At 58.8% G+C, this 23,517-nt stretch carries 18 protein-coding genes; 9 read left to right on the plus strand and 9 right to left on the minus strand.

Annotation, left to right across the window (positions count from 1 at the left end):
- Positions 1 to 21: 21 nt before the first annotated feature.
- Positions 22 to 615: a peroxiredoxin gene (locus I6J26_RS01200; RefSeq protein WP_115022497.1), complete on the minus strand. Its 594-nt coding sequence runs from the start codon at positions 613 to 615 to the stop codon at positions 22 to 24.
- 159 nt (positions 616 to 774) lie between these two features.
- On the opposite strand from I6J26_RS01200, the gene I6J26_RS01205 reads away from it, so the two are divergent.
- Positions 775 to 1,746, plus strand: coding sequence for a hydrogen peroxide-inducible genes activator (locus I6J26_RS01205; protein ID WP_115022499.1), 972 nt, complete (start codon positions 775 to 777; stop codon positions 1,744 to 1,746).
- Positions 1,747 to 1,834: 88 nt separating this feature from the next.
- Here the strand turns inward: I6J26_RS01205 and I6J26_RS01210 are convergent, their stop codons facing one another.
- Positions 1,835 to 2,959 (minus strand): hypothetical protein, encoded by a 1,125-nt coding sequence (locus I6J26_RS01210; protein ID WP_115022501.1) that lies wholly within the window; start codon positions 2,957 to 2,959, stop codon positions 1,835 to 1,837.
- A 94-nt stretch (positions 2,960 to 3,053) separates the two neighbouring features.
- Here I6J26_RS01210 and hrpA point away from each other — a divergent pair, with 94 nt between their 5' ends.
- Positions 3,054 to 6,929, plus strand: a complete 3,876-nt coding sequence (gene hrpA, locus I6J26_RS01215; RefSeq protein ID WP_115022504.1) for an ATP-dependent RNA helicase HrpA — start codon at positions 3,054 to 3,056, stop codon at positions 6,927 to 6,929.
- Here the strand turns inward: hrpA and nrdR are convergent.
- Positions 6,926 to 7,384 (minus strand): transcriptional regulator NrdR, encoded by a 459-nt coding sequence (nrdR, locus tag I6J26_RS01220; protein WP_039675778.1) that lies wholly within the window; start codon positions 7,382 to 7,384, stop codon positions 6,926 to 6,928. The two genes, hrpA and nrdR, sit on opposite strands and share 4 nt — an antisense overlap.
- 834 nt (positions 7,385 to 8,218) lie before the next feature.
- On the opposite strand from nrdR, the gene lexA reads away from it, so the two are divergent.
- Together lexA and I6J26_RS01230 are read left to right on the plus strand one after the other, a co-directional pair.
- Positions 8,219 to 8,941 carry a transcriptional repressor LexA gene (lexA, locus tag I6J26_RS01225; protein ID WP_039675782.1) on the plus strand — a complete coding sequence of 241 codons (723 nt, stop codon included), beginning with the start codon at positions 8,219 to 8,221 and terminating at the stop codon, positions 8,939 to 8,941.
- Between the two features lie 380 nt (positions 8,942 to 9,321).
- Complete coding sequence (locus I6J26_RS01230) at positions 9,322 to 10,104, plus strand: DeoR/GlpR family DNA-binding transcription regulator (RefSeq protein WP_039675784.1); 783 nt, start codon at positions 9,322 to 9,324, stop codon at positions 10,102 to 10,104.
- Between the two features lie 159 nt (positions 10,105 to 10,263).
- Here the strand turns inward: I6J26_RS01230 and ptsP are convergent, their stop codons facing one another.
- A complete protein-coding gene (gene ptsP / locus I6J26_RS01235; RefSeq protein WP_115022508.1) occupies positions 10,264 to 11,949 on the minus strand; it encodes a phosphoenolpyruvate--protein phosphotransferase in 1,686 nt (561 codons plus the stop codon).
- A 236-nt stretch (positions 11,950 to 12,185) separates the two neighbouring features.
- Between ptsP and pfkB the strand changes: the two genes are divergently transcribed.
- The 3 genes from pfkB (at position 12,186) to I6J26_RS01250 (ending at position 15,628) form a co-directional block, all read left to right on the plus strand.
- Positions 12,186 to 13,157 carry a 1-phosphofructokinase gene (gene pfkB / locus I6J26_RS01240; RefSeq protein WP_115022510.1) on the plus strand — a complete coding sequence of 324 codons (972 nt, stop codon included), beginning with the start codon at positions 12,186 to 12,188 and terminating at the stop codon, positions 13,155 to 13,157.
- A 22-nt stretch (positions 13,158 to 13,179) separates the two neighbouring features.
- Entirely contained in the window at positions 13,180 to 15,285 is a 2,106-nt protein-coding gene (locus tag I6J26_RS01245) for a PTS fructose transporter subunit IIABC (protein WP_115022513.1), read from the plus strand.
- Between the two features lie 73 nt (positions 15,286 to 15,358).
- Positions 15,359 to 15,628: an HPr family phosphocarrier protein gene (locus I6J26_RS01250; RefSeq protein ID WP_115022516.1), complete on the plus strand. Its 270-nt coding sequence runs from the start codon at positions 15,359 to 15,361 to the stop codon at positions 15,626 to 15,628.
- 117 nt (positions 15,629 to 15,745) lie between these two features.
- Here the strand turns inward: I6J26_RS01250 and I6J26_RS01255 are convergent, their stop codons facing one another.
- The 4 genes from I6J26_RS01255 to hflX form a co-directional block, all read right to left on the minus strand.
- The gene (locus I6J26_RS01255) at positions 15,746 to 17,488 is read right to left on the minus strand and encodes an FtsX-like permease family protein (RefSeq protein WP_115022518.1); all 1,743 of its coding nucleotides are present in this window, start codon (positions 17,486 to 17,488) and stop codon (positions 15,746 to 15,748) included.
- Between the two features lie 3 nt (positions 17,489 to 17,491).
- A complete protein-coding gene (locus I6J26_RS01260) occupies positions 17,492 to 18,133 on the minus strand; it encodes an ATP-binding cassette domain-containing protein (protein ID WP_181815376.1) in 642 nt (213 codons plus the stop codon).
- 287 nt (positions 18,134 to 18,420) lie between these two features.
- A complete protein-coding gene (locus I6J26_RS01265; protein ID WP_115022523.1) occupies positions 18,421 to 19,701 on the minus strand; it encodes a uracil-xanthine permease family protein in 1,281 nt (426 codons plus the stop codon).
- Between the two features lie 34 nt (positions 19,702 to 19,735).
- On the minus strand, positions 19,736 to 21,211 hold the full coding sequence (gene hflX / locus I6J26_RS01270) for a GTPase HflX (RefSeq protein ID WP_115022525.1): 1,476 nt from the start codon (positions 21,209 to 21,211) through the stop codon (positions 19,736 to 19,738).
- A 121-nt stretch (positions 21,212 to 21,332) separates the two neighbouring features.
- Between hflX and I6J26_RS01275 the strand changes: the two genes are divergently transcribed.
- Both I6J26_RS01275 and I6J26_RS01280 read left to right on the plus strand, forming a co-directional pair.
- Positions 21,333 to 22,112, plus strand: coding sequence for a hypothetical protein (locus I6J26_RS01275; RefSeq protein ID WP_115022528.1), 780 nt, complete (start codon positions 21,333 to 21,335; stop codon positions 22,110 to 22,112).
- A 35-nt stretch (positions 22,113 to 22,147) separates the two neighbouring features.
- Entirely contained in the window at positions 22,148 to 22,666 is a 519-nt protein-coding gene (locus I6J26_RS01280) for a hypothetical protein (RefSeq protein ID WP_115022531.1), read from the plus strand.
- 14 nt (positions 22,667 to 22,680) lie between these two features.
- Here the strand turns inward: I6J26_RS01280 and dapF are convergent, their stop codons facing one another.
- Positions 22,681 to 23,517: a diaminopimelate epimerase gene (gene dapF, locus I6J26_RS01285; RefSeq protein ID WP_115022533.1), complete on the minus strand. Its 837-nt coding sequence runs from the start codon at positions 23,515 to 23,517 to the stop codon at positions 22,681 to 22,683.

Consider the following 23,517-nt stretch of genomic DNA (forward strand, 5'->3'; position numbering starts at 1 on the left):
TGTTTAGACAGCGGCCTCTGGTTAGAGGGCCGACTGAACGACGTCCAGCTTGTTGATGTTCTTCGTCGGGTCGTTAGCCTCCCAGTTGCAGGCACAGACTTCTTCCGACTGCAGTGCGTCGAGCACGCGCAGAACCTCATCAACGTTGCGGCCCACAGCGTCCGGGGTCACGGAGACGAACTGGATAACGCCATCCGGGTCGATAATGAAGGTGGCGCGGTCTGCCACTCCATCGGCGTTCTCCACTCCGAGAGCACGAATCAGGTCGTGGCGAATATCGGAGAACATCGGGAACGGAACGTCCTTGAGCTCCGGATGAGTAGCGCGCCAGTTGAAGTGCGCGTACTCGTTATCGGTGGAGCCACCGAGGATCTGGGTATCGCGGTCCTGGAATTCCTCATCCAGCTTGCCAAAGGCAGCAATCTCAGTCGGGCACACGAAGGTGAAGTCCTTCGGGTAGAAGAACACAACCTTCCACATGCCACGGTACTTATCCAGGGACACCTGCTCGAAGTAGTCCTCCGGCTGGTTCGCGTTTACGTCGTGCAGATCGCCGCCCTTGAGCGCGGTCAACTCGAACTCGGGGAACTTTTCGCCGACGGTCAGGATAGACATAGAAAGGGTCAACTCCTTGAAGAAACTGTGATGCAAATCTCTGTAACCACACGCCAGTGTGTCATCACGCAGACGCATAGCCACTCACTCGCCAAGTATGCCAACAGTTTCTTCGCAAGTCAATAGTTTGACTTATTTATAAGTGTTAGAGTTATAGGCATGAACAATAAGGAGTATCGTCCGACGCTAGCCCAGCTGCGCACCTTCGTCACCATCGCGGAGAATAAACACTTTGGAACCGCAGCGTCCAAGCTCGACATCTCCCAGCCATCCCTGTCACAAGCCCTCGTCGCCTTGGAACAGGGCCTCGGCATACAACTCATCGAGCGCTCTACCCGAAAAGTCATCGTCACCTCCGTTGGCGAAGAGCTCCTCCCCTTTGCCAAGGCGGCCCTCGAGGCCTCCGATGCTTTCCTCGCCCGCGCCCGCGGGGCTAATGGTATGCTCACCGGCCCCTTGACCATTGGCGTCATCCCCACTATCGCGCCGTATATCCTCCCGGAACTCCTCCAGTCCATCACGGAGGTCTACCCCGAACTCGAACCGCGCTTCGTGGAAGAGCAGACTCAACACTTGCTCGACAAACTTCGTGAAGGCACGATCGACCTCGCCATTACGGCCCTTCCCACCGAGGCCGCTGGCATGGTGGAAGTGCCGCTCTACGCTGAGCACTTCACTGTCGTTACGCCCTCCAAGCACCCTCTGGCAGGGCGCTCCGATCTCACACTAAAGCAACTCGAAAGCCTCGACTTGTTACTGCTTGATGATGGACATTGTCTTCGCGACCAAGTACTCGACCTTTGCCGGCGGGCCAAGATTAACCCTTCCGAAGCAACGAATGCCGTCACCCGCGCATCATCACTCACCACCATTCTGCAGCTCGTCATGGGCGGACTCGGTACCACGCTCGTGCCCGAGTCAGCGCTGGCAACCGAATGCACGAGCCCTGATCTAGCAGTAGCGCGTTTTGCACCTGCCGTCACCGCCGAGCGACAGGTAGGCTTGACGTTCCGGTCGTCCGCAGCGCGCGCCGAAGAATTCCACGCTTTCGGATCACTGGTCACCTCTGCTTATCAGACAGCGGTGGAACGTTCACGTGCACTCGTTCCCGTCACCTCCCCAGACAAGTAAAACGACAAACGCCACCGTCTTGCCTTCACGCTATGACGCGTGAGGAAAGAGGTGGCGTTTACAACCGCCCACTAGAGCGGGATTCTAATTACGCAGCCGGAGCATAGCGGCCCTGGCACTGACGGCATAGATGCGCCGTGGCCAATTGCATTGCCGGAGCAATGATCAAAAGTGCAAGGCCCAGGGTAATTGCGGAAGCCGCAACGAGAAGGCCCGACAGCACGAGGAGCAGCAGGATGTGGCTGTAGTTCTCCTTGCCCAGCTTGAGGCCCTGAGAGAATGCCTCACCAATGGAGGACGTATCCGCGGCCAACCACGGCATCAAGGTGAAGAAAGGCTGAATGAACAAGGCAATGAGCCCAACCACAATCACTCCGCCAAACACAGAGCCTACGAGGGCCAGGATTTGGCCCTCCTCGAGCTGCTCCATGCTGTTGGCGCCCGTCGCCGCAGCACCACCGAAGCCCAAGAAAAAGATTGCGACAATGGCGATCACCATGGCAATAGCCGCAAGGACACCTAGTACGAGGTTGACTACCAACGGCTGCACCCAGCGAATACCTTGGAAGAGGGTGCCCCACGTCGGCTTTGGCGTGTCAATCTCGCGGTACGCCAAGCGGTAGACGATCAAGCTGATAACCAAGGATAGGATGCTCACGAGAAGCGACAGGAAATTAACAGTCAGACCTGTTTCCACGCTATCGCTGTTCTGCTGAGCGAAGCTCAGAGAAATCTGCGGAACAATCTGAACGATTCCGACCACGAAAGCACCCAAAATCCAGAGCACCGGATTCTTCAGTGCGGCACCGAAGCCCCACTTAATAGCCTCGATAGCGCTCACTGGGCCGGTGTAGGCGGGGCCTGCCTGCGGGCCGGGGCCCGCGTAGCTGCCGTCCTCACCGTAGCTCGCACCAGCGTAGCCCGGCTGGCCGGTGTTGTAGGCACCGTAGCCGCCATATTCTTGGCTTGCGCCATAGGCGTTCGCGCCTTGCTGCCCTGCACCATGAGAGTTTCCACCGAAACCCTCATTCGAACCATAGCCGCCGTTAGCGCCGTATCCGCCAGGTTGGCCGAAACCTGCCTGGTCTTCCGGGTGGTTTGTCGGCTCATAACGCGGCAATCCACCGTTGTTTCCAGCACCGTTATTGGCGCCGTTGCCAAAACCATTGTTGGAGGAATTGTCCTCCGATTTAGGGTCAAAGGGATTAGTCATTGATTGTGTCCTTTACATCTTTGGTCACAGTGACAACACGAGAGTACCAACAACTTCATGAAAATCCGTGAGCGAGTAGACTTTTAGGGCGATTATGACTGCAACTCGCGATGAACTCTATAGCGCTCTCACTAACGTTTCGTTGAGTGATGAACGCGCATTCCGCCGCCGCCTCCGTAAAGCCCGCGCCCCACAGGCCCTAGAAGCAATAGGCGCAGATATTGCCGCAGCACAAAAGCGCGTGGCCGCCATCGACGCTGGAGTACCGGACATTACGTACCCAGAGCAGCTTCCCGTTACCGCACGCCGAGAAGATCTCGCCGAGGCCATCGCGAACAACCAGGTGGTCATCATTGCCGGCGAGACTGGTTCCGGTAAGACAACCCAGATTCCAAAAATCTGTCTGGAGCTCGGCCGCGGGCGCCGTGGTCTCATTGGCCATACCCAGCCCCGCCGTCTTGCTGCCCGCACAGTCGCTGAGCGCATCGCCGACGAGCTCGGTCAATCCATCGGGGAATCTGTTGGTTACGCCATTCGCTTCGATGACAAGGTGTCTTCCACGACCGCTGTCAAACTCATGACCGACGGTATTTTGCTTGCAGAAATGCAGCGCGACCGTTTCCTCAATGCCTACGACACCATTATTATCGACGAGGCCCACGAGCGCTCCCTCAACATTGACTTCCTGTTGGGCTACCTCAAGCGGCTTCTTCCTAAACGGCCAGATCTCAAGGTCATCATCACTTCTGCCACTATTGACCCAGAGCGCTTCGCCACGCACTTCGCTGACGCCGATGGTGAACCTGCCCCTATCATCGAGGTCTCCGGACGCACCTACCCGGTAGAGATCCGTTACCGTCCGTTGGAGATTGAATCTGGTGGCAAAACCATTGATATCGATCCCTTGGACGCCCTGTGTGAGGCCATCGAAGAGCTCATGGCCGAAGGCGAAGGCGACATCCTTTGTTTCTTCCCCGGTGAACGCGATATCCGCGATGCAATGGAGGCCATTGAAGGCCGCCACTGGCGTGGTGTGGAAGTCACTCCCCTTTTTGGACGCCTATCCAACCAAGAACAGCACCGCGTTTTTAGTCCACACCGCGGGCGAAGGATCGTGCTCTCCACCAATATTGCCGAAACCTCGCTGACCGTTCCCGGAATCCGCTATGTCGTGGACACGGGCACGGCGCGTATCTCGCGTTACTCCACCCGTACCAAGGTCCAGCGTCTGCCTATTGAGCCTATTTCCCAGGCTAGTGCCAACCAACGCTCTGGCCGTTGTGGACGTGTGGCTGACGGCATTGCCATTCGCCTCTACAGCGAGCAGGACTTCCTCTCTCGCCCGGAGTTCACTGACCCGGAGATTCTGCGCACCAATCTGGCTAGCGTCATTCTGCAGATGATTTCTCTGCGGCTTGGCGATATCTCAGAGTTTCCTTTCGTTCAGCCTCCCGAGCCCAAAGCCGTACGCGATGGTCTGCTTCTCCTCCATGAACTGGGCGCACTCCAACATAAAGAAAAAGATGGCCTTCCCGTCTTGACTCACGTGGGACGAGACTTGGCGCGCATTCCAGTCGATCCGCGGATGGCCCGCATGCTCGTCGAGGCCAATACATCAGGCTGCCTTACCGACGTCATGATCATTGTCGCCGCCATGACTATCCAAGACGTGCGCGAGCGCCCCCTAGACAAGCAAACTCAAGCGGATCAGTCCCATGCCAGGTTCAAGGACAAGACCTCAGACTTCCTGTCCATGCTTAACCTCTGGGACTTTGTCCAGGAAACCCGCGAAGAAATGAGCGGAAATGCCTTCCGCAAGCGCATGAAAGCGGATTTCCTGCACTATATGCGCATCCGCGAGTGGTTCGATCTCGTGCGCCAACTGCGTGACGTGGCCAAGCAACTGGGTTGGAAGGCTCAGGAAGCTACGGAACGGCGCCCAGATGACATCCATATGTCTCTGCTTTCTGGATTGCTCTCCAACATTGGCGCCCGCGACGGCAATTCCAAGGAATTTATTGGCGCGCGGAATACCCGCTTCCTCGTCTTCCCTGGCTCCGCGCTGGCGAAGAAACCTCCAGAGTTTCTTATGGCCGCTGAACTAGTGGAGACCTCTCGGCTGTGGGCACGCGATGTCGCCGCAATCGACCCAGCTTGGGTAGAAAAGCTGGCAAAAGACCTGCTTAAACACAACTATTCTGATCCTACGTGGTCACGCAAACGCGGTTCCGCAGTAGCGACGCAGCGTTCGACGCTGTACGGCGTCACCGTCGTGGCTGACCGCACGGTGCCCTACCACTATGTGGATCAGGCTGCGGCTCGCGATATGTTCATTCGTCACGCGCTTGTCGACGGCGACTGGACCACCCACCACCACTTCTTCCATGACAATAAGCGCAAGCTCGCTGAGGCGTCTGAGTTTGAGGAGAAGGCCCGCCGACGCGGACTCGTCGTGGATGAGGACACGTTGTTCGATTTCTATGACCAGCGTATCCCGGAGAATATCAACACGGCGAAGCACTTTGACTCCTGGTGGAGGAAGCAGAAGAACAAGCATCTCCTTGACTTTGACCCTTCACAGCTTCTCGACGATGACCATGACGTCACTGAGGAGGCCTTCCCGGATCGCTGGCTCAAAGGCAGTATTGATTACGACCTCTCCTACAAATTCGAGCCTGGTGATCCCCTCGACGGTGTCACCCTCATGGTCCCTGTGCCGCTGCTTGCGGGCCTCGACACCGAGGGATTCGACTGGCTCGTTCCTGGCCTGCGCCTCGAACTTGTCACTGAACTCATTCGTTCCTTGCCCAAGGCGTTGCGCCGTACCGTCGTCCCGGCACCGGAATTTGCTGAAAGGGCACTGCCCAAGCTTTTGCCCTACGAAGGGCGCATTACCGAGCAGCTCGCAGCGGTTCTACAAGAGATGGGCGGGCAAGGCATCAATGCCAGTGATTTCCGTCCTGAACAGCTGGACCCGCACTTGCGTATGAATTTCGCTGCGGTGGACAAACGCGGCAAGGTCATTGACTCCGATCGTGATCTCAAGGCGTTAGTCCAGCGACAGGCAGGTCATATTTCCTCCTCGGTATCCCGGGTGGGCCGCAAATCTGAATCCAAGGCCGTCAAGGAGTGGTCCGACGACACTTTGGGCAGCATCGATGAGGAAATTACCACCGTGGTGGATGGCCATGAGGTCACCGCTTACCCTGCACTGGTGGCAACCAAGGAAGGCGTAGCCCTTAAAGTGCATCCCACTAAGGCGGCTGCCGACGCCTCCATGATCACCACTACACTCACTCTTCTTCTCCGTGAGATTTCCGTGAGCACACAGCAGATGGTCAAGGGTCTACCGCTGCAACAGCGAGTTGCTGTTGATGCATACCCGCATGGCGGCGCTGATGGTCTGGTTAATGACGCCCGTGTCGCTGCTGTACGCGACATCATGATGGAGAAGGGCGGACCTGTTCGCAGTCCAGCGGAGTTCACCGCACTTCTCAACGCAGTTAAACCAGAGGTACCAGGCCGTGTACGACAGTCTGTAGTTGCGATTGCTCCGGGCTTGGCAGAGTATTCCAACCTCTCAGCAGAACTAAAGCACTGGGAAGGCCCGGCTATAGACGATATACGCGCGCAGCTCGAGTTCCTGCTGCCGCCGAATGCTCTGACGATCCACGGTATTCAGCATTTGCGTCACCTCCCCCGCTATATTCAGGCCGCACGGATCCGTCTCGAGGACATGAACCTCGATCCGGACCGTGACGCTGACCGCCAGGCCGACGTTGATGAGGCCAAGGCTTACCTAGCCAATCGTCTCCGTAATCTCCCTGCCGGGCGAGAAAAGACGCGTGAGGTCAAGGACATCTACTGGATGATAGAGGAGCTGCGCGTATCGCTTTTTGCTCAGCGCCTAGGCACTGCTCACGCAGTATCGCTGCGCCGAGTACAGAAAGCAGCCGATAAGTTGCGTTAAAAAGAGTCCCTATCCCGACGGCGCATAAGACGAATCTCCGACTCAAAGTCGTCCGCGCTTTCAAAGGACTTGTAGACCGAAGCGAAGCGAAGGTAGGCAACCTCATCAAGGTCACGCAGGGGTTCTAGGATTGCCAAACCAATGTCATTGGCATTGACTTGGGAAGAACCGTGGCTGCGGATAGTTTCCTCAACTTCCTGCGCCAGCTTCTTCAGCGAATCGTCGCTGACGTCGCGGCCCTGGCAGGCTCGCTGCACACCGCGAATAAGTTTGTCGCGACTGAAGGGTTCCGCGAGGCCACTGCGTTTGACCACCAACAGAACGGCTTTTTCAACCGTCGTAAAACGGCCTTTACACGCAGTGCACTCTCGCCGACGGCGGATCGAGGTACCGCTATCTACTACGCGAGAGTCAATAACGCGCGACTGTTCATTGTGACAGAACGGGCAATACACGGCGCGGCATCCTTCCTCGGGGTCGTACACATGTGCCGCTCCGAGTGAACTAACCCAGAAAATGGGCCGTTGATTTTCATAAAACAAGGCGCGGCATATCGCCCCGTAGTCTACTCACTGCTTAACCGACTGGGTACCTACCAGTCCCGTTGTTGGCCCCTAGTGAGAAGATGCCACTGCAGAAGGCGACGATGCCGGCACAAACGACGCCTCACTGTCGATGCTCAGCCCTCCCCACACAGTGCCGACGAATACTGCTACACCAAAGACAGCGCCAAGGACATAGTTACCTACGTTCGAGCTACCCCAGCGTCGATTCGAGTCCGAATTCAGGGTAGAAGCACGAGCGCGAAGCTTTTCTTGGCTACGCTCCTGTGTTCTATCTATCGGAGATAAAGTTCGAACACCAGGAGAGTGACGCAATGATTGACGTGGTGCGGATTGAGGTGCCGCAGGTTCCCACACCATCGCTGGCGGAACAACTGCAGGTCGAGAGATTCCTACCTCGTCACGAGAGATTCCGCGCTTGTTCGGGGTGTTAAGTACGATAGCCATATTCTTCCCTTTCAGATTGCAATAACTCGGTAGCGATGATGACTAGAGTGTAGGAAACCAGTCCGACACTTTCGAACATCTCCATCGCCCAATCGTTCGATTTGGTCTGTATGTTCGATTTATAACAGCCTCTCGAAAGTTTGTCCACATTTGCGTGGCAACTGTCGAACATTTTTTCTTTCCATGCTAAAAAGGAGACAAGCATTCGATATGCCCTACCCCGTTTACCCCACCCAATAAACGCGCCCACCGCCCTACCCCGAGTCACTAGGAGAAAACATGGCCCGCAAACCGAAGAAGAGCGATCAACCCACTCTCGAATCTCTGTCCGCTCGCCAGCGTCGCATTCTCGAAGTTATCCACGATGCCGTAATGCTTCGAGGCTACCCACCAAGCATTCGCGAGATTGGGGATGCCACCGGACTTCAATCCACCTCTTCCGTGGCCTACCAACTCAAGCAGCTGGAGGAGAAAGGCTTCCTGCGCCGCGATCCCAACAAGCCGCGCGCCGTTGATGTTCGCCACTTCCCTAGCGCTGACGAGTCCAAGAAACCTGGCCGCAAGTCCGCCGCCACCATGAGCGTCGTCGAACCTGCAACTGGAGATGTTCCTGAAGAAGCCTCGGCGCCGACATACATCCCAGTCGTTGGACGCATCGCCGCTGGTTCCCCCATCACTGCGGAAGAAAACATTGACACCTATTTCCCGATGCCCGATGACATCGTGGGCAATGGGGAGCTTTACATGTTGCAGGTTGTGGGTGACTCCATGCAGGATGCCGGCATCCTTAATGGCGATTGGGTCATCATCCGCTCCCAATCCGTAGCGGAAGAAGGAGAATTCGTAGCAGCCCTCCTCGACGGCGAGGAAGCCACCGTTAAAGAGTTCCACCGTGACTCTTCAGGCGTGTGGCTCCTTCCGCATAACGACGCCTATTCGCCCATCAAAGGTGACGAAGCGGAAATTATGGGCAAGGTCGTCTCGGTGTTCCGCAAGCTCTAGCTGTCGCATACCCACAACCTCCTTTCCTCCCTCCATTTCCCCCGCTCGATTTCCCCTTCGCTCCACACTCAATGTGGACATATTGAGCGGGGACTATTTATGCTCTTACCCCCTTGTGTGTGTAGATGCCCGATTTATGCCCGCTTAGCGGCCAAGATCACAGATTCCCAAATTTGCTGGACAGAGCTAGGTTTGACGTGAGATTAAGCCTTTTTAATGTGTAGTTCTATTTGTTTAGTTCCGTTTTGTCCGCACGCAATGGGAGAATGGGAACATCACAGCAACACGTGTTGCTCCATCCGCTAAGCCGACTCGCGAATTACTCCATTCCGACTTGACGCTGCGACCAGACCCGATGGAGCCCCTCAAAGGGAGGAACTATGTACGCCGAAGAGCGCCGTCGTCAGATTGCCTCGTTGACCGCCGTGGAGGGACGAGTCAACGTCACCGAACTCTCGGAACGTTTCGATGTCACAGCCGAAACCATCCGCCGGGACCTTGCTGTCCTCGACAGAGAAGGTGTTGTCCACCGCGTCCATGGTGGCGCTGTGGCTTCCCAATCTTTCCAGACCGCGGAGTTCACTTTGGACACGCGTCAACGATCTGCAACTGGCGCCAAAATGGCTATCGCACGGGCCGCTCTTGATCAACTACCAGATGGCGGAAGTATCTTCCTCGATGCAGGCACAACGACTAATGCCCTCGCCGACTTGATTGGGCAACGTTTCTCCGCCGGACAGTTCAGCATTGTTTCTAACAGTCTTCCCATTGCGCTTTCTCTAGCCAGCAATGGGGTGTCTGACGTCCAGCTGCTCGGCGGTACCGTTCGTGCCATTACCCAAGCCGTTGTTGGCGATACCGCCCTTCGGACCATGGCGCTTATGCGTGCCGACGTTGCTTTTATTGGCACCAACGCACTGACCATCGATCACGGGCTCTCTACTGCCGATTCTCAAGAAGCTGCGATCAAGTCAGCATTCGTAACTAACGCTCATCGTGTTGTTGTTCTCTGCGACTCTTCCAAGCTGGGCAATGACTACCTGGTCAGCTTTGCCTCACTCGATGACATCGACGTTGTCATTACTGATGCAGCTGCACCTGAGTCCTTCATCGAGGCCCTCAAGGAGCACGGTATCGACGTCATCATTGCCAAGGACAAATAAGAAGCTTCATTAGGTCATAGGATTTTTATCCACCGACGAGGCCTAGGCCTCCGGTCCAGCGATGACACAATCCGCCCCCAATCCTCGACATTCAAAGTCAAGGGCTGAGGGCGGTTTTCGCGTCGCGCTAGAGACGCACTAGAGACAGAGTGCGGGTATCTAGAATTCCTCTAGCAAAGCAATAACGTTCGTACGGGCCTCGGACGGCCCCTCCGCGTTAACGGCGGCTTCCGCCATCTTCTCGCACTGCTCGAAGGTGAGCTCAGCCAGCTGTGCGCCAACGCCAGCAACGGCAGTCGACGCAGCCGACAGCGAGGTCACCCCCAAACCAGTAAGAACACAGGCCAGCATCGGATCAGCTGCTGCCTCACCGCACACGCCAACCGGGACATTGTTGTCACGGCCCACCACACATGTGTGCTGAATAAGGCGCAGAACAGCAGGCTGCCATGGGTCGGTCAAGTAGGCCAGCTGCGGTGACAGTCGGTCTGCTGCCATCGTGTACTGCGTAAGGTCATTGGTACCGATTGACACGAAGTCCAAGTGCGGCATGATGGTGTCGGCCATGAGGGCCGCTGCAGGAACCTCAATCATGGCTCCAGCAGTGAGTCCGCGCTCACGACACAGATCTGCAAACCACTTCGCCTCCACAGCGGTGGCGACCATCGGAGCCATAACCCACGTGGTTGCCTCCTCACCACGGTTGGCTGCAGCTTGAGCAATAGCGTCAAGCTGACGGGTAAGCAGTGCCTCATTATCGCGAGCCACGCGCAGTCCGCGCACGCCCAGTGCCGGATTCTCTTCGGAATCTAGGGTGGCGTAGGAAATTGGCTTATCCGAACCCGCGTCGAGGGTGCGAACAACCACCTTGGAATCGGGGAAGGCATTGAACACCTTTCCGTAGATTCGAGCCTGTTCGTCAACAGTCGGCTCCTCGCTCGCAGAGAGGAAGGAGAGCTCTGTACGATACAGGCCAATGCCTTCTGCCTGAGAGTCCGAGGCGATACGTGCGGCATTGCCATCGGCAACGTTGGCGAGCAACTGCACGCGGTGACCATCCTTGGTCTGCGCTGGGCCACGCCACTCAGCAACACGCGCAGCCTTCTCGCGGTACTCCGCCACTGCTTGAAGAGAGCTCTCACGGTCAGCACCAAGTGCGACCGTGCCCACCGAGCCGTCAACAAAGACCTGGGTACCAGCTTCGATTGTGCGCAAATCTGCCCCGACTGCCACGATGCAAGGAATATCGAGCTGACGGGCGATGATTGCCGTGTGGCTGGTCGGACCGCCGAGCTCAGTGACGAGAGCCTTGATGTGGGAGGTATCGAGGGTAGCGGTATCGGCGGGCGCCAAGTCGTCTGCAAGCAGAACAGCCTCGCCTTCAACCATGGGCAGACCTGGTTCCTGTTCACCACGCAGCTGCGCGATCACACGGTCGCGCACGTCTTTCAAGTCCGTCGTGCGCTCGGCCATAACACCGCCAGCGGCTTCAAACATCGTGACAAACTTGTCCGTGGCTCCCACGGTGGCATACTCGGCGTTCTTGCCACCACGGATTCCTTTACGCACTGCCTTGTGCCAGCCACGGTCCTTCACCATGCCGGCCGTAGCGCCGAGCACCTCGGCAGCTTGGCCTTCGGCACCGGCAGCTCGCTGCTCTAGGCGGCTGGCCACAACATCGACGGCTTCCAGAAAACGGTCGTACTCAGCATCGCACTTGTCCTCCGCGATGGTTTCACCGGCCTGGGGTAGTTCTGGACGGGGACGAACCCACACTGCCTCGGCGTATGCAACACCGGCAACAACTCCGGTTCCTTTAATGGTGGATGGGGATGCGGTTTCCATGACACAGTTCCTTAACGGAGACGATTTTTTCTCTACCCCAGATCATCACAAGTCGGATGAAAATGCAACGAAAACCACAGTGATTCTATTGACATTCGGGCACAACCGGACAAGAATCGGAATAGAAGCAACATCTATTTTTCGCTGACTGGGGCGACCCGCGTCGTGACATCAGACGCCGCGAAGCGTGTTGGCACCCAATATACGCACACTGCGAAAGGGGACGATTGTCCAGAATGATCCTTACCTTGACCCCCAACCCCAGTATCGACGCCACGATTTCTCTGAACGAATCCATACGTCTGGGTGCCGTTCACCGCGCCGAATCTGTCTCCCATGTCGCAGGTGGCAAGGGAGTCAACGTAACCCACGCGGTAACGATGGCAGGCGTCGACAGCCTTGCCCTCTTACCAGCGGCGGCGTCCGATCACTTCCTCGCTCTAGCAGCCGCAGACTCCATCCCTGTGCACGCAGTGCCTATCGACGGCGCCGTTCGCACCAATACCACCCTCACGGAACCTGACGGTCGCACAACTAAGCTCAACGGCCCTGGCCCCACACTAACGGCAGAGGACCGCAGCGCTATCGCTGCTGCACTGAAGGAACATGCCCCACAAGCCGAGTGGCTCGTCATGTCAGGCTCTCTTCCGCGGGGAGTTCCCACCGAGTGGTACACCGAACTGATGAGCGTTGCTCGCACCGCCAACCCTAAGCTCCGCGTCGCTGTGGATACCTCCGACGCCCCCATGGCGGCCTTGGGTGAGAACCTCGACACTGCTGCCCCTGACCTCATCAAACCCAATGGTCTCGAGCTGGGCCAACTGGCAGGAGTCGATGGTGAAGCACTGGAGGCCAGCGCCGAAAAGGGTGACTTTAGTGGCGTGGTGGAAGCCGCACGAGTCATCGTCGAACGCGGTATCCAGGAGGTGCTCGTCACCCTTGGCGGGGCTGGCGCTGTGTTCGTCACCGCAGATGAGGCGTGGGTCGCTACTCCCCCGCCAATCAGCGTGAAGTCCACGGTGGGTGCCGGTGACTCATCCCTGTCTGGTTACATCCTTGCGCGCCGCAACGGTTCCTCCTACGCGGAGGCGCTGCGACAGGCTGTCGCTTATGGTTCCGCGGCCGCTTCCCTGCCTGGGACTCAACTGCCTTCCCCAGAACAACTCGATATCGATCAAACTGCAGTTTCTGCAGTGCCCGCCCTATAGCACCTGTTAGGAGTGCATAAACATGGCATCCGATCTTATTACCACCGACCTCGTGGCGCTCGATGCCGACTTCGGTGACAGCATCGAATCCGTCATTACTAACCTCGCCACACTGGTTCACGATACCGGCCGCGCTAGCAGCGTCGATGAGCTCGCCGCACCTGCCATTGCTCGCGAAGCCAAGGCTGGCACAGGCGTTCCCGGGGGCGTCGCCATTCCCCACTGCCGTTCTGCAGCAGTCACCGAACCAACTCTGGCTTTTGCCCGCTTGTCTCGCGGTGTCGACTTCTCCGGCCCCGACGGCAACGCACAGCTGGTCTTCCTCATCGCCGCGCCGGAAGGCGGTGGCAAGGCACACCTGAAGATCCTTTCGAAGCTGGCCCGCGCGCTGGTGAAGAAAGACTTCCTCGAGGCCTTGCGCAATGCAGAGACCAAGGACGAGATTGTCAAGCTTGTTCTCGACGTCGTCAACGCTGAAAAGCCCAAAAAGAAGGCTGCACCAGCCGAATCCGCGGCCGCAGGAGCCGCCGCCGTCACGGCTTCAGATTCCACGTCTGCTCCCGCAAGCGATGCCAAGGAGTCGACAAAGACGCGCATCGTCGCTGTGACTGCCTGCCCCACCGGCATCGCGCACACCTACATGGCTGCTGATGCCCTTACCCAAACCGCCGAGGAGCGCGACGATGTCGAGCTCACCGTTGAGACTCAGGGCTCCTCCAACAACACCGCTGTGTCCGCTAACGTCATCGAGAATGCTGACGCCGTCATTTTCGCCACCGACGTCGGAGTGCGCGACCGTGAGCGCTTCGCAGGTAAGCCGGTCATCGAATCCGGAGTCAAACGCGCCATTAACGAGCCGGGCGTAATGATCGACGAGGCTATTGCTGCCTCGAAGAACCCGAACGCTCACAAGGTGTCAGGCACTGCTGGTGCCGCTTCCTCGAACGCGCAAGAGGAAGGTGAAGGTCTCGGCTGGGGCAAGCGCATCCAGCAAGCCATCATGACCGGCGTGTCCTACATGGTGCCTTTCGTCGCCGCAGGCGGCCTTCTACTGGCGCTGGGATTCTTGCTTGGCGGCTACGACGTAGCCAACGGATGGCAGGCCATCACCACCGACTACTCGCTGACGAACCTGCCTGGCCATGACGTAGTGGTCGACGGCGCAACGATGACGTTCAAGCACTCAGGTCTTGGTCTCTACCTTGGCGCCGTGCTCTTCGCCATCGGCCAAGCGGCGATGGGATTCATTGTCGCGGCTCTCTCCGGCTATATTGCCTTCGCACTGGCGGGACGCCCAGGCATTGCGCCGGGCTTCGCCGGCGGCGCCATCGCCGTTACCTTGGGCGCCGGCTTCATCGGCGGTCTGGTCACCGGTCTTATCGCTGGTTTCGTTGCCATGTGGATTGGCAAGTGGAAGGTCCCGCGCTGGGTCGGCTCCCTCATGCCGGTCGTCATCATTCCGCTGCTTGCCACTATGATTACTGGTTTGCTCATGTACCTGCTGCTCGGTGCTCCGTTGGCCGCCATCATGAACGGTTTGCAGAACTGGCTGGCCTCCATGTCCGGCTCCTCCGCTGTGCTGCTGGGCATCATCCTCGGTCTCATGATGTGCTCTGACCTGGGCGGTCCGGTCAACAAGGCCGCCTACCTCTTCGCCACCGCAGGTCTGTCCACCGGTGACGAAGCTTCCATGAAGATCATGGCCGCTGTCATGGCCTCCGGTATGGTCGCCCCCATCGCACTGTCTATCGCTACCTTCGTGCGCAAGAACCTCTTCACCCCGGCGGAGCAGGAGAACGGCAAATCCGCATGGCTGCTGGGCCTCTCCTTCGTCTCCGAGGGTGCTATCCCGTTCGCTGCCGCCGACCCGCTTCGCGTCATCCCGTCCATGATGCTCGGCGGTGCAGTCACCGGCGCACTGTCGATGGCGCTGGGTGTCATGTCCCGCGCTCCGCACGGCGGCATCTTCGTCATCTTCGCAATCGAGCCTGCATGGGCTTACTTCGTGGCCATCCTCGCGGGCGTGGCGGTGGCGGCCATCGCTGTCATCGCTATGAAGCAATTCTGGCCAAACAAGACCGCCGAAGAGGCTGCTGCGAAGGCGGAAACCGCCAAGGCTGCCGCATAAACTGCGACGTCTTTCCTAGAAGGCGCGTACACTTGTAACCACGAAAAATCTTTAAGTCGAAAGGACTATCATCATGGCTTCTAAGACCGTCAAGGTTGGTTCCTCTGTCGGACTGCACGCACGTCCGGCTTCCATCATTGCTGATGCTGCTGCTGAGTATGATGAGGACATTTTCCTGACCCTCGTTGGTGACGAGGACGAGGATGAAACCGATGCTGCATCCTCCCTGATGATCATGGCTCTCGGTGCAGAGCAGGGTGACGAAGTCACCGTGACCTCCGACAACGAAGAGGCTGTTGAGAAGATTGCTGGCCTCATTGAGCAGGACCTCGACGCTTCTTAACCAGCGCCCGCCGATTAAAAGGTCCTAAAGCTGCGGCCCGTAATCTGCAGTAATTAGCAAGGAAATCCCGTCCACGCGGCGGGATTTTTGCATCTTTAGGCGCCGGCACGCCAGTGTCTAGGGCGCATCTGCGCCACGCTCGTCCTTGTCTGGAGTTGGCAAGAAGGCAGTCGCACTCGTGCCTAAGAAGACGAGGACAAAGAGCACCCATAGCCCTGGGGGAAGGTAAGGCAGCAGCGCCCCGGGGTACGCCGAGACTGCGACATGGACGGCGACCGTGTACCAGATGCCCACTAGGAGCGCTGTCAGCATGGCAACACAGTACGGAAAGAGGATTGCCCAGAACTCTGCTCGCTGGATCGCGCCTTGGGTACGGCCCAGAAGACGCAGTGGCGAGAAGAACGCATGCAAATTGGCCCGCTTGCCCATCACAGAGACCGCGAGGACCAGGCAGATCGCCAGCAGAGTGTAGGCCGCGGTGGGGACGAAGCCGGCGGTTCCGTCGCCGTGGGGCCCGTACATGATCTGGCTATCCATATCCACGTGCCGTACCCAATCCTGCGCGGACTCCACCCGGAGATGATCCGGTGCGCTAGCCGATTCTGCGACCACGGGAAGCCCCCATTCCGGTTTGACCGGAGACTCGCTAGAGATACCGGAGAACGGCACCATGAAGTCTGGGTAGAAGGGGCTGTGAGCTTTCACCGGCGCCGCGGGCGAGAGTAGCTGCCCTATCACGTGGTCATTCGATCCGGCCAGAGAATAGTCAGACGCCTTCTCCATCGGTACGGAGGTCTCCCCCGCGGATTCGAAGTCCGAGGGCTGCCAGTAGACCACCCCGCGGCAGTCGTCGCCGATCTCCTCGCATACACCGTCTGCTTCCTGCGCTTCCAGCAGGCGAAAATCTTGGTCAACGACGACTGGGACCGTTTGGAAATTTTGGGAGCCTACGTAATTTGCCGCCCATAACGAGGTCTGTGCACCTGTGAAGCCTGCCAGCGGAATGGCTACGAGCGCGGTAGCAAGCCCCACCCTCGAGGTCGTCCCGACGGTTTCGGAGGAGCGGATTCCTAGCGCGGGTGCCGACCATCCGCTCACCTTTTTGATCGCCGCGGCTGCCCAGCGAACTTGCGCCCGGGCGAAGGGGCCGGCAAGTGTGACAGCGAGGAACGGCAAGGTGAAGACGAAGATCAACACGACAGGCCCTGGCGGAGTCGTCACCATACACCAGATACCCGCGGCAATATTGACCACTGCGAGCACTAGGCCAACCAGCCCCACCAAGGATTTGGACTTACCTACTGTCGCCGCTCCCCGATCCCCGGTTTTGGCCAGCACCTTGTCGACGTTGAGAATCCCGACGCCGAGGAGGTACAGGGGGACTAAGACCAGCAGTGACGACCAGGCAACGTCAATGGGCGAGCCCCAGTGATCTGGCAGCTGCTTGTTGAGCCCTAGCAGAATCACCTTGAAAAGCGGCGTCGCCAACAACCGTCCCAACACGACCGCCGAAACGCTTGCCAGAAGCGCCAGGCACGCCCCTTGCAGGAGCAGGTGCCTGGTGAAAAACGCCCTGCCTATGCCGAGAATCCGCAGCGCTTGCACGGTATTTCGGTGGTCAGCGATAAAATTCTGATGCGCCAACCGGACCCCGGCGAATGCCGGGATGATCGCAATCAGGCTCATATTCGTCACGCCGGCCTTGAAGTCGCTGCTTCCGCCAGTCGAGAATGCGACGTAAAGGATGGTGCCGACGAGCGTGCCTATTACTACCGCAGCCAGTACGATTCCCCCGATGAAGGGGCGCGCCGTCACCGACAGCTCTCTCCGGTAGGCGGCGGTGGGAGTCATGGTCTTCATGAGCTATGCCCCCATCTGCAGCAGCGTTTCTGCCTGCCCGTCGAAAAGCTCGCGGTGGGAGCAATAGACCACTATCGCTCCCTGCTTCGCCGACTGGCGCAACAAGTCCTCGACCACGGTGACATTCGCTCCATCAAGCGCGCTGACGGGCTCATCCATGAGCACCAAGTCCGGTTGGGAAGCTAGTGCCTGGGCCACCGCAACGCGCTGGCGTTGACCCCCGGATAGCTCCGCCGGCAGGGCTTCTGTGAAAGGCTGCATGCCCAACGTGCCAAGCAGCTCTTCCCTGCCCTGGGCGTCGAGGCCCCGTCCGGCGACGTGAACTGCCAGCTCGAGGTTCTCCCGGCAGCTGAGGCTAGGCAGGAGGGTCGGTGCCTGTGGTGCGTACCCGACGTGCGCGGCCCGCCATGAGGTTAGCTTCTTGGCCGCGCCCTTTCCGAACCGTTTACCGTCGATGGTTACCCTGCCTTCACTGGGTGAGCGCAGACCGGCTAACAGATCCAGAACCGTGGATTTACCGCTTCCCGATGGACCCCGGACTTCGTAGATGCCAGGCCGTGACAACGACAGCGCGGCATCCCGCAGAATATATGGCCCATATTTCGAGTATCGAAAAGAGACACTATCCCAGTCGATGTGCGACACCGGATTTTCTCCCTTCCGACAAACACGCGGCATCTCCCGAACCAGGTCCCGGCCCGCGGTGAAAGACTCCCTCCGCAAACGGCGGCAGTCAGTTCTGCTTGCGCAGGCGGTAGCGCTCAGTAGGCCTCACGGTGGTTGTCATCATGAAAATGTAAGAACTTAGTCATACTCTTTTGGCAGACTCCATTCGTACCGGAAAGTCGCCATTACCCTCCCCTTATTCCACCGATATTAAACAGGTTTAACGCGAAGTTCACTTCATAGTCACGTGTTTATTGAGCGGGAGCCTAATACTTCGCGTACTGCCCTTCCCCGACTTGGTCGTAGAGGCGCTTCATGATGGGGTAACCGATGATGATGCCGACGGAACCCCAGGCGATGCCCTCCAGGGTGACGCCGAAGACGTCGAGGGTGAGGTTGCCGATTCCGGCGATGAGCGCAACAGCAGCGGCGGTGAGGTTGACAGGGTTGTTGAAGTTGACCTTGTTGTCCATCCAGATGCGCACACCGAGCATGCCGATGAGCCCGTAGAGCACGAGGCAGGCACCACCCAATACACCGGTAGGGATGGTGAAAATGAGCGCGCCAAACTTCGGGATGAAAGCCAGCGCGATAGCGGTGATGGCGGCAACCCAATACGCGGCCGTGGAATAGACGCGAGTTGCAGCCATGACACCGATATTCTCAGCGTAGGTCGTGGTGCCGGAGCCACCGAAGCCACCAGCTAGGGAAGTCGCGAGTCCGTCAGCGATAAGGGCATCGCCGGCCAGATCATCGAGGTCACGCTTCGTCATTTCGGAGACGGCCTTGACGTGGCCGACGTTCTCAGCGATCAGGACGACGAGAACCGGCAGCGCCGCCAGAATGGCAGAGACATGAAACTCTGGGGCGTGGAACTGTGGGAAACCAATCCAGGCAGCCTCACGGATAGATTCCACGGCGCCCTCCCCCAGGTTCCCGGTGATAGCCGCGAAGGCCCAGCCCACAACAACGCCAATGAGAATAGACAGGCGCGAGACCATGCCGCGGCCGGCCACAGTAGCCAAGATGATGACCGCCAGGGTCACGGTTGCCACGAGGGGCTGGCTAGAGAAGTTGGAGGCCGCGTTAGGCGCCAGGTTTAGGCCGATGAGTGCCACGATGGCGCCGGTGACCGCGGGCGGCATGACCGCATCGAGTACCTTGCGGCCAGCAGCCTTCACAGCGAAACCGATGAGCACGAGAACCAGGCCGGTCACGAGAACCGAACCCGCCTGCGCACCGATGCCATACTGCTGGGAAGCGGTCAGTGGTGCAATGAACGCAAAGGACGAGCCCAGGTAGGAGGGCAAGCGGTTGCGCGTGATCATGAGGAACAGAATCGTTCCCAGACCAGAGAAGAGCAGTGTGGTGTTGACCGGGAAACCGGTCAGCGTTGGCACAAGCAGCGTCGCGCCAAACATGGCCACGACGTGCTGCATGCCGATGCCAATGGTGCGGCCCCAGCTCAATCGTTCTTCGGGCGCAACCACCGCACCCGGCTTAATAGTTTTTCCGTCCCCATGGACGTCCCAGGAAAAGATACTCACGAACCTCTATTATGGCCCACCCGAACGCCGAATCCTAAGCGGATTCCTCCACGCGGAACTCGGCTAGCTCGGCGGCGACGGAGGCTGGGAGGCGGACGTCGACTAGCGTGCCCTCCCCCGAGTACTCCTCGCTGCGCACGGTACCCTCCGCGTGGAGGCGCGCCACCACGTCACCGCGCGTAAAAGGGATCAGCAGCTGCACATGTTCGTCGCGGGAGTTAAGGAAAAGCTCCACGCAAGCCGTGAGTTCGTCCACGCCCTCGCCCGTCTTTGCAGACACGTAGACCACATTGTCGCGATCGAGTACGTGGCGCAGCTCTGCCAGAACGAGTGGGTCAGCCTGGTCAATCTTGTTGATAACGATGATCTCCGGCGGGGCATCCTCGCCGGTTTCCTTCACAATGTCGTAGATAACCTTGTTGACCGCCTCGATCTGCTTGAGCGGGAACGGGTCAGACCCATCGACCACGTGCAGCATGAGATCTGCGGCGAGGACTTCTTCCAGCGTGGATTTGAAGGCTTCCACCAGCTGAGTCGGCAAGTGGCGCACGAAGCCGACGGTGTCGGTAAAGACGACCTGGCGGCCGTCGGCAAGCTCGGCTCGGCGCGTCGTGGGATCCAGCGTGGCAAACAGGGCATCCTCGACCAGCACGCCGGCGCCCGTCATCGCGTTAATGAGGGAGGACTTTCCTGCATTGGTATAGCCAGCAATGGCGATTTGGGGCACGGTGGAGCGCTGGCGCTTCGCGCGTTTGACCTCACGGGCGGTCTTCATCGCCTTAAGTTCTTTGCGCAGAAGCGCCATCTGGGTACGGATGCGGCGACGGTCCGTCTCAATCTTGGTTTCACCAGGACCACGCAGGCCCACACCGCCGTTGGAACCGGCACGGCCACCTGCCTGGCGCGAAAGATTGCCACCCCAACCTCGTGTGTGCGTGTAGAGGTACTCCAACTGTGCCAGGGAGACCTGCGCCTTACCTTCCTTGGACTTCGCATGCTGCGCGAAGATGTCCAAAATGAGCATGGTGCGGTCAATAACCTTGGTGTTGAGAGCACGCTCGAGAGCCGAGAGCTGACCGGGGGTGAGCTCACCATCGCAGACGACGGTATCGGCACCGGTCGCGGCCACAATATCCTTGAGCTCAGCAGCCTTGCCTGAGCCAATATAGGTTCCTGGGTCGGGCTTCTCACGCTTCTGGTAGAGCGCCTCCACCACCTCTGCGCCAGCAGTTTCCGTCAAGGCTGCCAGCTCAGCCATCGTGGCCTCCACTTCGGCCACGGTTCCCTCGGTCCACACACCAACGAGGATCACTTGCTCCAGACGGAGCTTTCGGTACTCCACCTCGTAACCGTCAGTAGTGTCTTCGGCACGGATGGTGGTCTCACGCGTCACACGGCGGAAGGCATTGCGCTCGGCAAGGTCCAAGTCACCAATCGTCGGATCCTGCGGCGCGGGGGCAGGCTCACCAAAGGCCTGCGCGAGGAGTTCATCATGGGTTTGTTTCGTCATATGCTCCCTATTCTTGCACGTCGACATGCTGAACCGGGAATTGTGTGAGCGCGAAGGCAGAGGTCACTGACCTTCTCAAAGCTATTTTTGACTCCTCCACGCGGCGGATACAATAGTGGACATGACCGTCAACGAGAAGACTCACCCAGAGATGCAGGCCATTGGCCTGAACTACGAGCGCTGGCAGGACGCCGTGGAGGCAGCAATTTCCACCAATCAGCTCGCAGTGACCGGCGAGGTGCGCGGCGGGCAGCTTATCCAGTTTGTGGATCCTTCCGGCGCCCAGCTCAACATTCTCGCTGTCGAACCATTTGCCACCTTCATTGGTTTCGACTCCGTTACCCAGGGCTTTGCGCACGTCTCCATGATCAATGACGTCCTCGCCTACCTCGACATCATCGATCCTTTTGGCACCGTCCTAGCGCAGGCCACCGCGAACCTGGCGCAGGGCCCGCTGCTTGTCGACGAAGACACGCAGCAGTGGCAGCAGGTTGAACTCACCGCAATGGGTCTCGACGTCACACACTTCGACAGCACCGAGGCTTATGAGTCCGAGAGGGGCTCCTACCCCGCTACTTTTGAGTCCGAGGGCGCACAGATTGTCGCTTCTGGTTCGGGGGCTGCCGCTCCGACCCCGGGCTGCACCTTTGCTGCGCGAGTCATGGAATCAGAGTGGCGCCACAACCAGCTCACCGGACAGCGCTTTATGCACTTGGTCATGGATGGTGTGTTCCCGTTTGACCTGTGCCTCCCCGAGAGCTTTGGTGAACTGCCAGCCAAGGATTCTGTGTTGGCGGGCACGGCGATGCTGACCGCGTCGATTGCGATGCCGACTGGCGGCTGTGGTGGCGAGGGCGGTTGTGGCTGCGGTTCCGGCGGCTGTGGCTGCGGCGGCCACTAAACCACCGAGAGAACTAATGCCGTAAAGTTGTTGCCATGAACTTTTCCGCATCTCAGCGTCGCGGGTTTGCCCTGCTCCTCGCCGCGGTTACGGCCGTGGTGTTGGTGGTGACGCTGAAGCTGCAGGGAGTCATCCTCGCCATTCTTGTCTGCGGCGCTCTGTGGCTTATTGCCGGCACCCGCCCGGATGCCTCAGAGCAATCAGCTCTACGCGCCTCTATCGCCTTGACGGTCGAGGACATCACCGACGTCATCCAGGATTACACGACCTTCGCCACGAGCGAGGACTCTGATGCGTTGGCGGATCGCACGCTACACCGCCCGGCGCTTGTCGACGTCGACTGCACCAACCCCTCCATCGAGGCCTTCCACTACGAGATGCACGGAGCACAGCGATTCCTTCGTCGGCTCACTGCGCGGGTTAACGCCCCCGATGTCGAAACCAGCGAGCTGGAATCCTTGCTCAAGGTGGCCGATGAACGCGCGGCCGAACTCAAAGAATCCTGGCTGGCTGCGCGCCGCGCTGCCTTGGCGCTGGGCACAGATTACAAATAGACGCCCCGTCTTAACTACAGCGACGTCTCTCCGGTCGCCACGATGCGCGATGGCCCAGTGAGCGTGGAGCCGTCCTCGGTAATCTCCACTGTGACCTCACCACCGGGGACAATGACACGGACGGTGCCGGTTGCCTGGGAGGCGTCGGCAAGCGCGGCACGTGCAGCCGCCACCGTACCCGTGCCACAGGAACGGGTCTCCCCGACCCCGCGCTCGAATACTCGCATGTGAACAGTGCCCGCCTCGAGGGGAGTGACGATCTCGACATTCACTCCCGCCGGAAAGAACTCTGTATCAATAACCGGCTGTTCAAGGGTCCTTTGGGCCAACGCCTCCGCGCTCAGCCCTGGGATAACCGCAGCCAAATGTGGGTTTCCCATATCCACGCCAAGGCCCGCGAACTTCTCCCCCGCCATCGAGGCGGTGGACACACCGAGCACAGTGGCCGGGCCCATCTCCACACTGACCTCAGCATCGGTCTCAGTGAAAGAGTGAACGGTCACACGTTTGGCTCCGGCACGCGTACCCACCGTGAAGGTGTCCTTGTCCACCAGCCCACGGGAGCGCACCCAGTGGGCAAAGACGCGAGTACCATTGCCACACATTTCTGCTACTGAACCATCGGCATTGCGGTAATCCATAAACCAGTCCTGCGCATCAATGCCCAGCGCGAGCTCGTCGATGTCACCAGCTGCCAGTAGTTCTCCAGCGCGGATGACGCGGAGCACGCCATCGCCGCCGATGCCGGCGCGACGATCGCACAGCGCCTGGACTTTCTCTGGTAGAAGGGGCTGGGTTCCTTCCACAATGACAAAGTCGTTCTCAGTTCCGTGTCCCTTGGCAAAGTTCAT

This window comes from Corynebacterium minutissimum, assembly GCF_016889765.1.
In the GTDB taxonomy this organism is placed as follows: domain Bacteria; phylum Actinomycetota; class Actinomycetes; order Mycobacteriales; family Mycobacteriaceae; genus Corynebacterium; species Corynebacterium minutissimum_B.

What these genes read in the sequence shown, in the direction of transcription:
- I6J26_RS01200 (WP_115022497.1), bottom strand. Translation starts at nt 615, where the DNA reads ATGTCTATCCTGACCGTCGGCGAAAAGTTCCCCGAGTTCGAGTTGACC.
- I6J26_RS01205 (WP_115022499.1), top strand. Translation starts at nt 775, where the DNA reads ATGAACAATAAGGAGTATCGTCCGACGCTAGCCCAGCTGCGCACCTTC.
- I6J26_RS01210 (WP_115022501.1), bottom strand. Translation starts at nt 2,959, where the DNA reads ATGACTAATCCCTTTGACCCTAAATCGGAGGACAATTCCTCCAACAAT.
- hrpA (WP_115022504.1), top strand. Translation starts at nt 3,054, where the DNA reads ATGACTGCAACTCGCGATGAACTCTATAGCGCTCTCACTAACGTTTCG.
- lexA (WP_039675782.1), top strand. Translation starts at nt 8,219, where the DNA reads ATGGCCCGCAAACCGAAGAAGAGCGATCAACCCACTCTCGAATCTCTG.
- I6J26_RS01230 (WP_039675784.1), top strand. Translation starts at nt 9,322, where the DNA reads ATGTACGCCGAAGAGCGCCGTCGTCAGATTGCCTCGTTGACCGCCGTG.
- ptsP (WP_115022508.1), bottom strand. Translation starts at nt 11,949, where the DNA reads ATGGAAACCGCATCCCCATCCACCATTAAAGGAACCGGAGTTGTTGCC.
- pfkB (WP_115022510.1), top strand. Translation starts at nt 12,186, where the DNA reads ATGATCCTTACCTTGACCCCCAACCCCAGTATCGACGCCACGATTTCT.
- I6J26_RS01245 (WP_115022513.1), top strand. Translation starts at nt 13,180, where the DNA reads ATGGCATCCGATCTTATTACCACCGACCTCGTGGCGCTCGATGCCGAC.
- I6J26_RS01250 (WP_115022516.1), top strand. Translation starts at nt 15,359, where the DNA reads ATGGCTTCTAAGACCGTCAAGGTTGGTTCCTCTGTCGGACTGCACGCA.
- I6J26_RS01255 (WP_115022518.1), bottom strand. Translation starts at nt 17,488, where the DNA reads ATGAAGACCATGACTCCCACCGCCGCCTACCGGAGAGAGCTGTCGGTG.
- hflX (WP_115022525.1), bottom strand. Translation starts at nt 21,211, where the DNA reads ATGACGAAACAAACCCATGATGAACTCCTCGCGCAGGCCTTTGGTGAG.
- I6J26_RS01275 (WP_115022528.1), top strand. Translation starts at nt 21,333, where the DNA reads ATGACCGTCAACGAGAAGACTCACCCAGAGATGCAGGCCATTGGCCTG.
- I6J26_RS01280 (WP_115022531.1), top strand. Translation starts at nt 22,148, where the DNA reads ATGAACTTTTCCGCATCTCAGCGTCGCGGGTTTGCCCTGCTCCTCGCC.
- dapF (WP_115022533.1), bottom strand. Translation starts at nt 23,517, where the DNA reads ATGAACTTTGCCAAGGGACACGGAACTGAGAACGACTTTGTCATTGTG.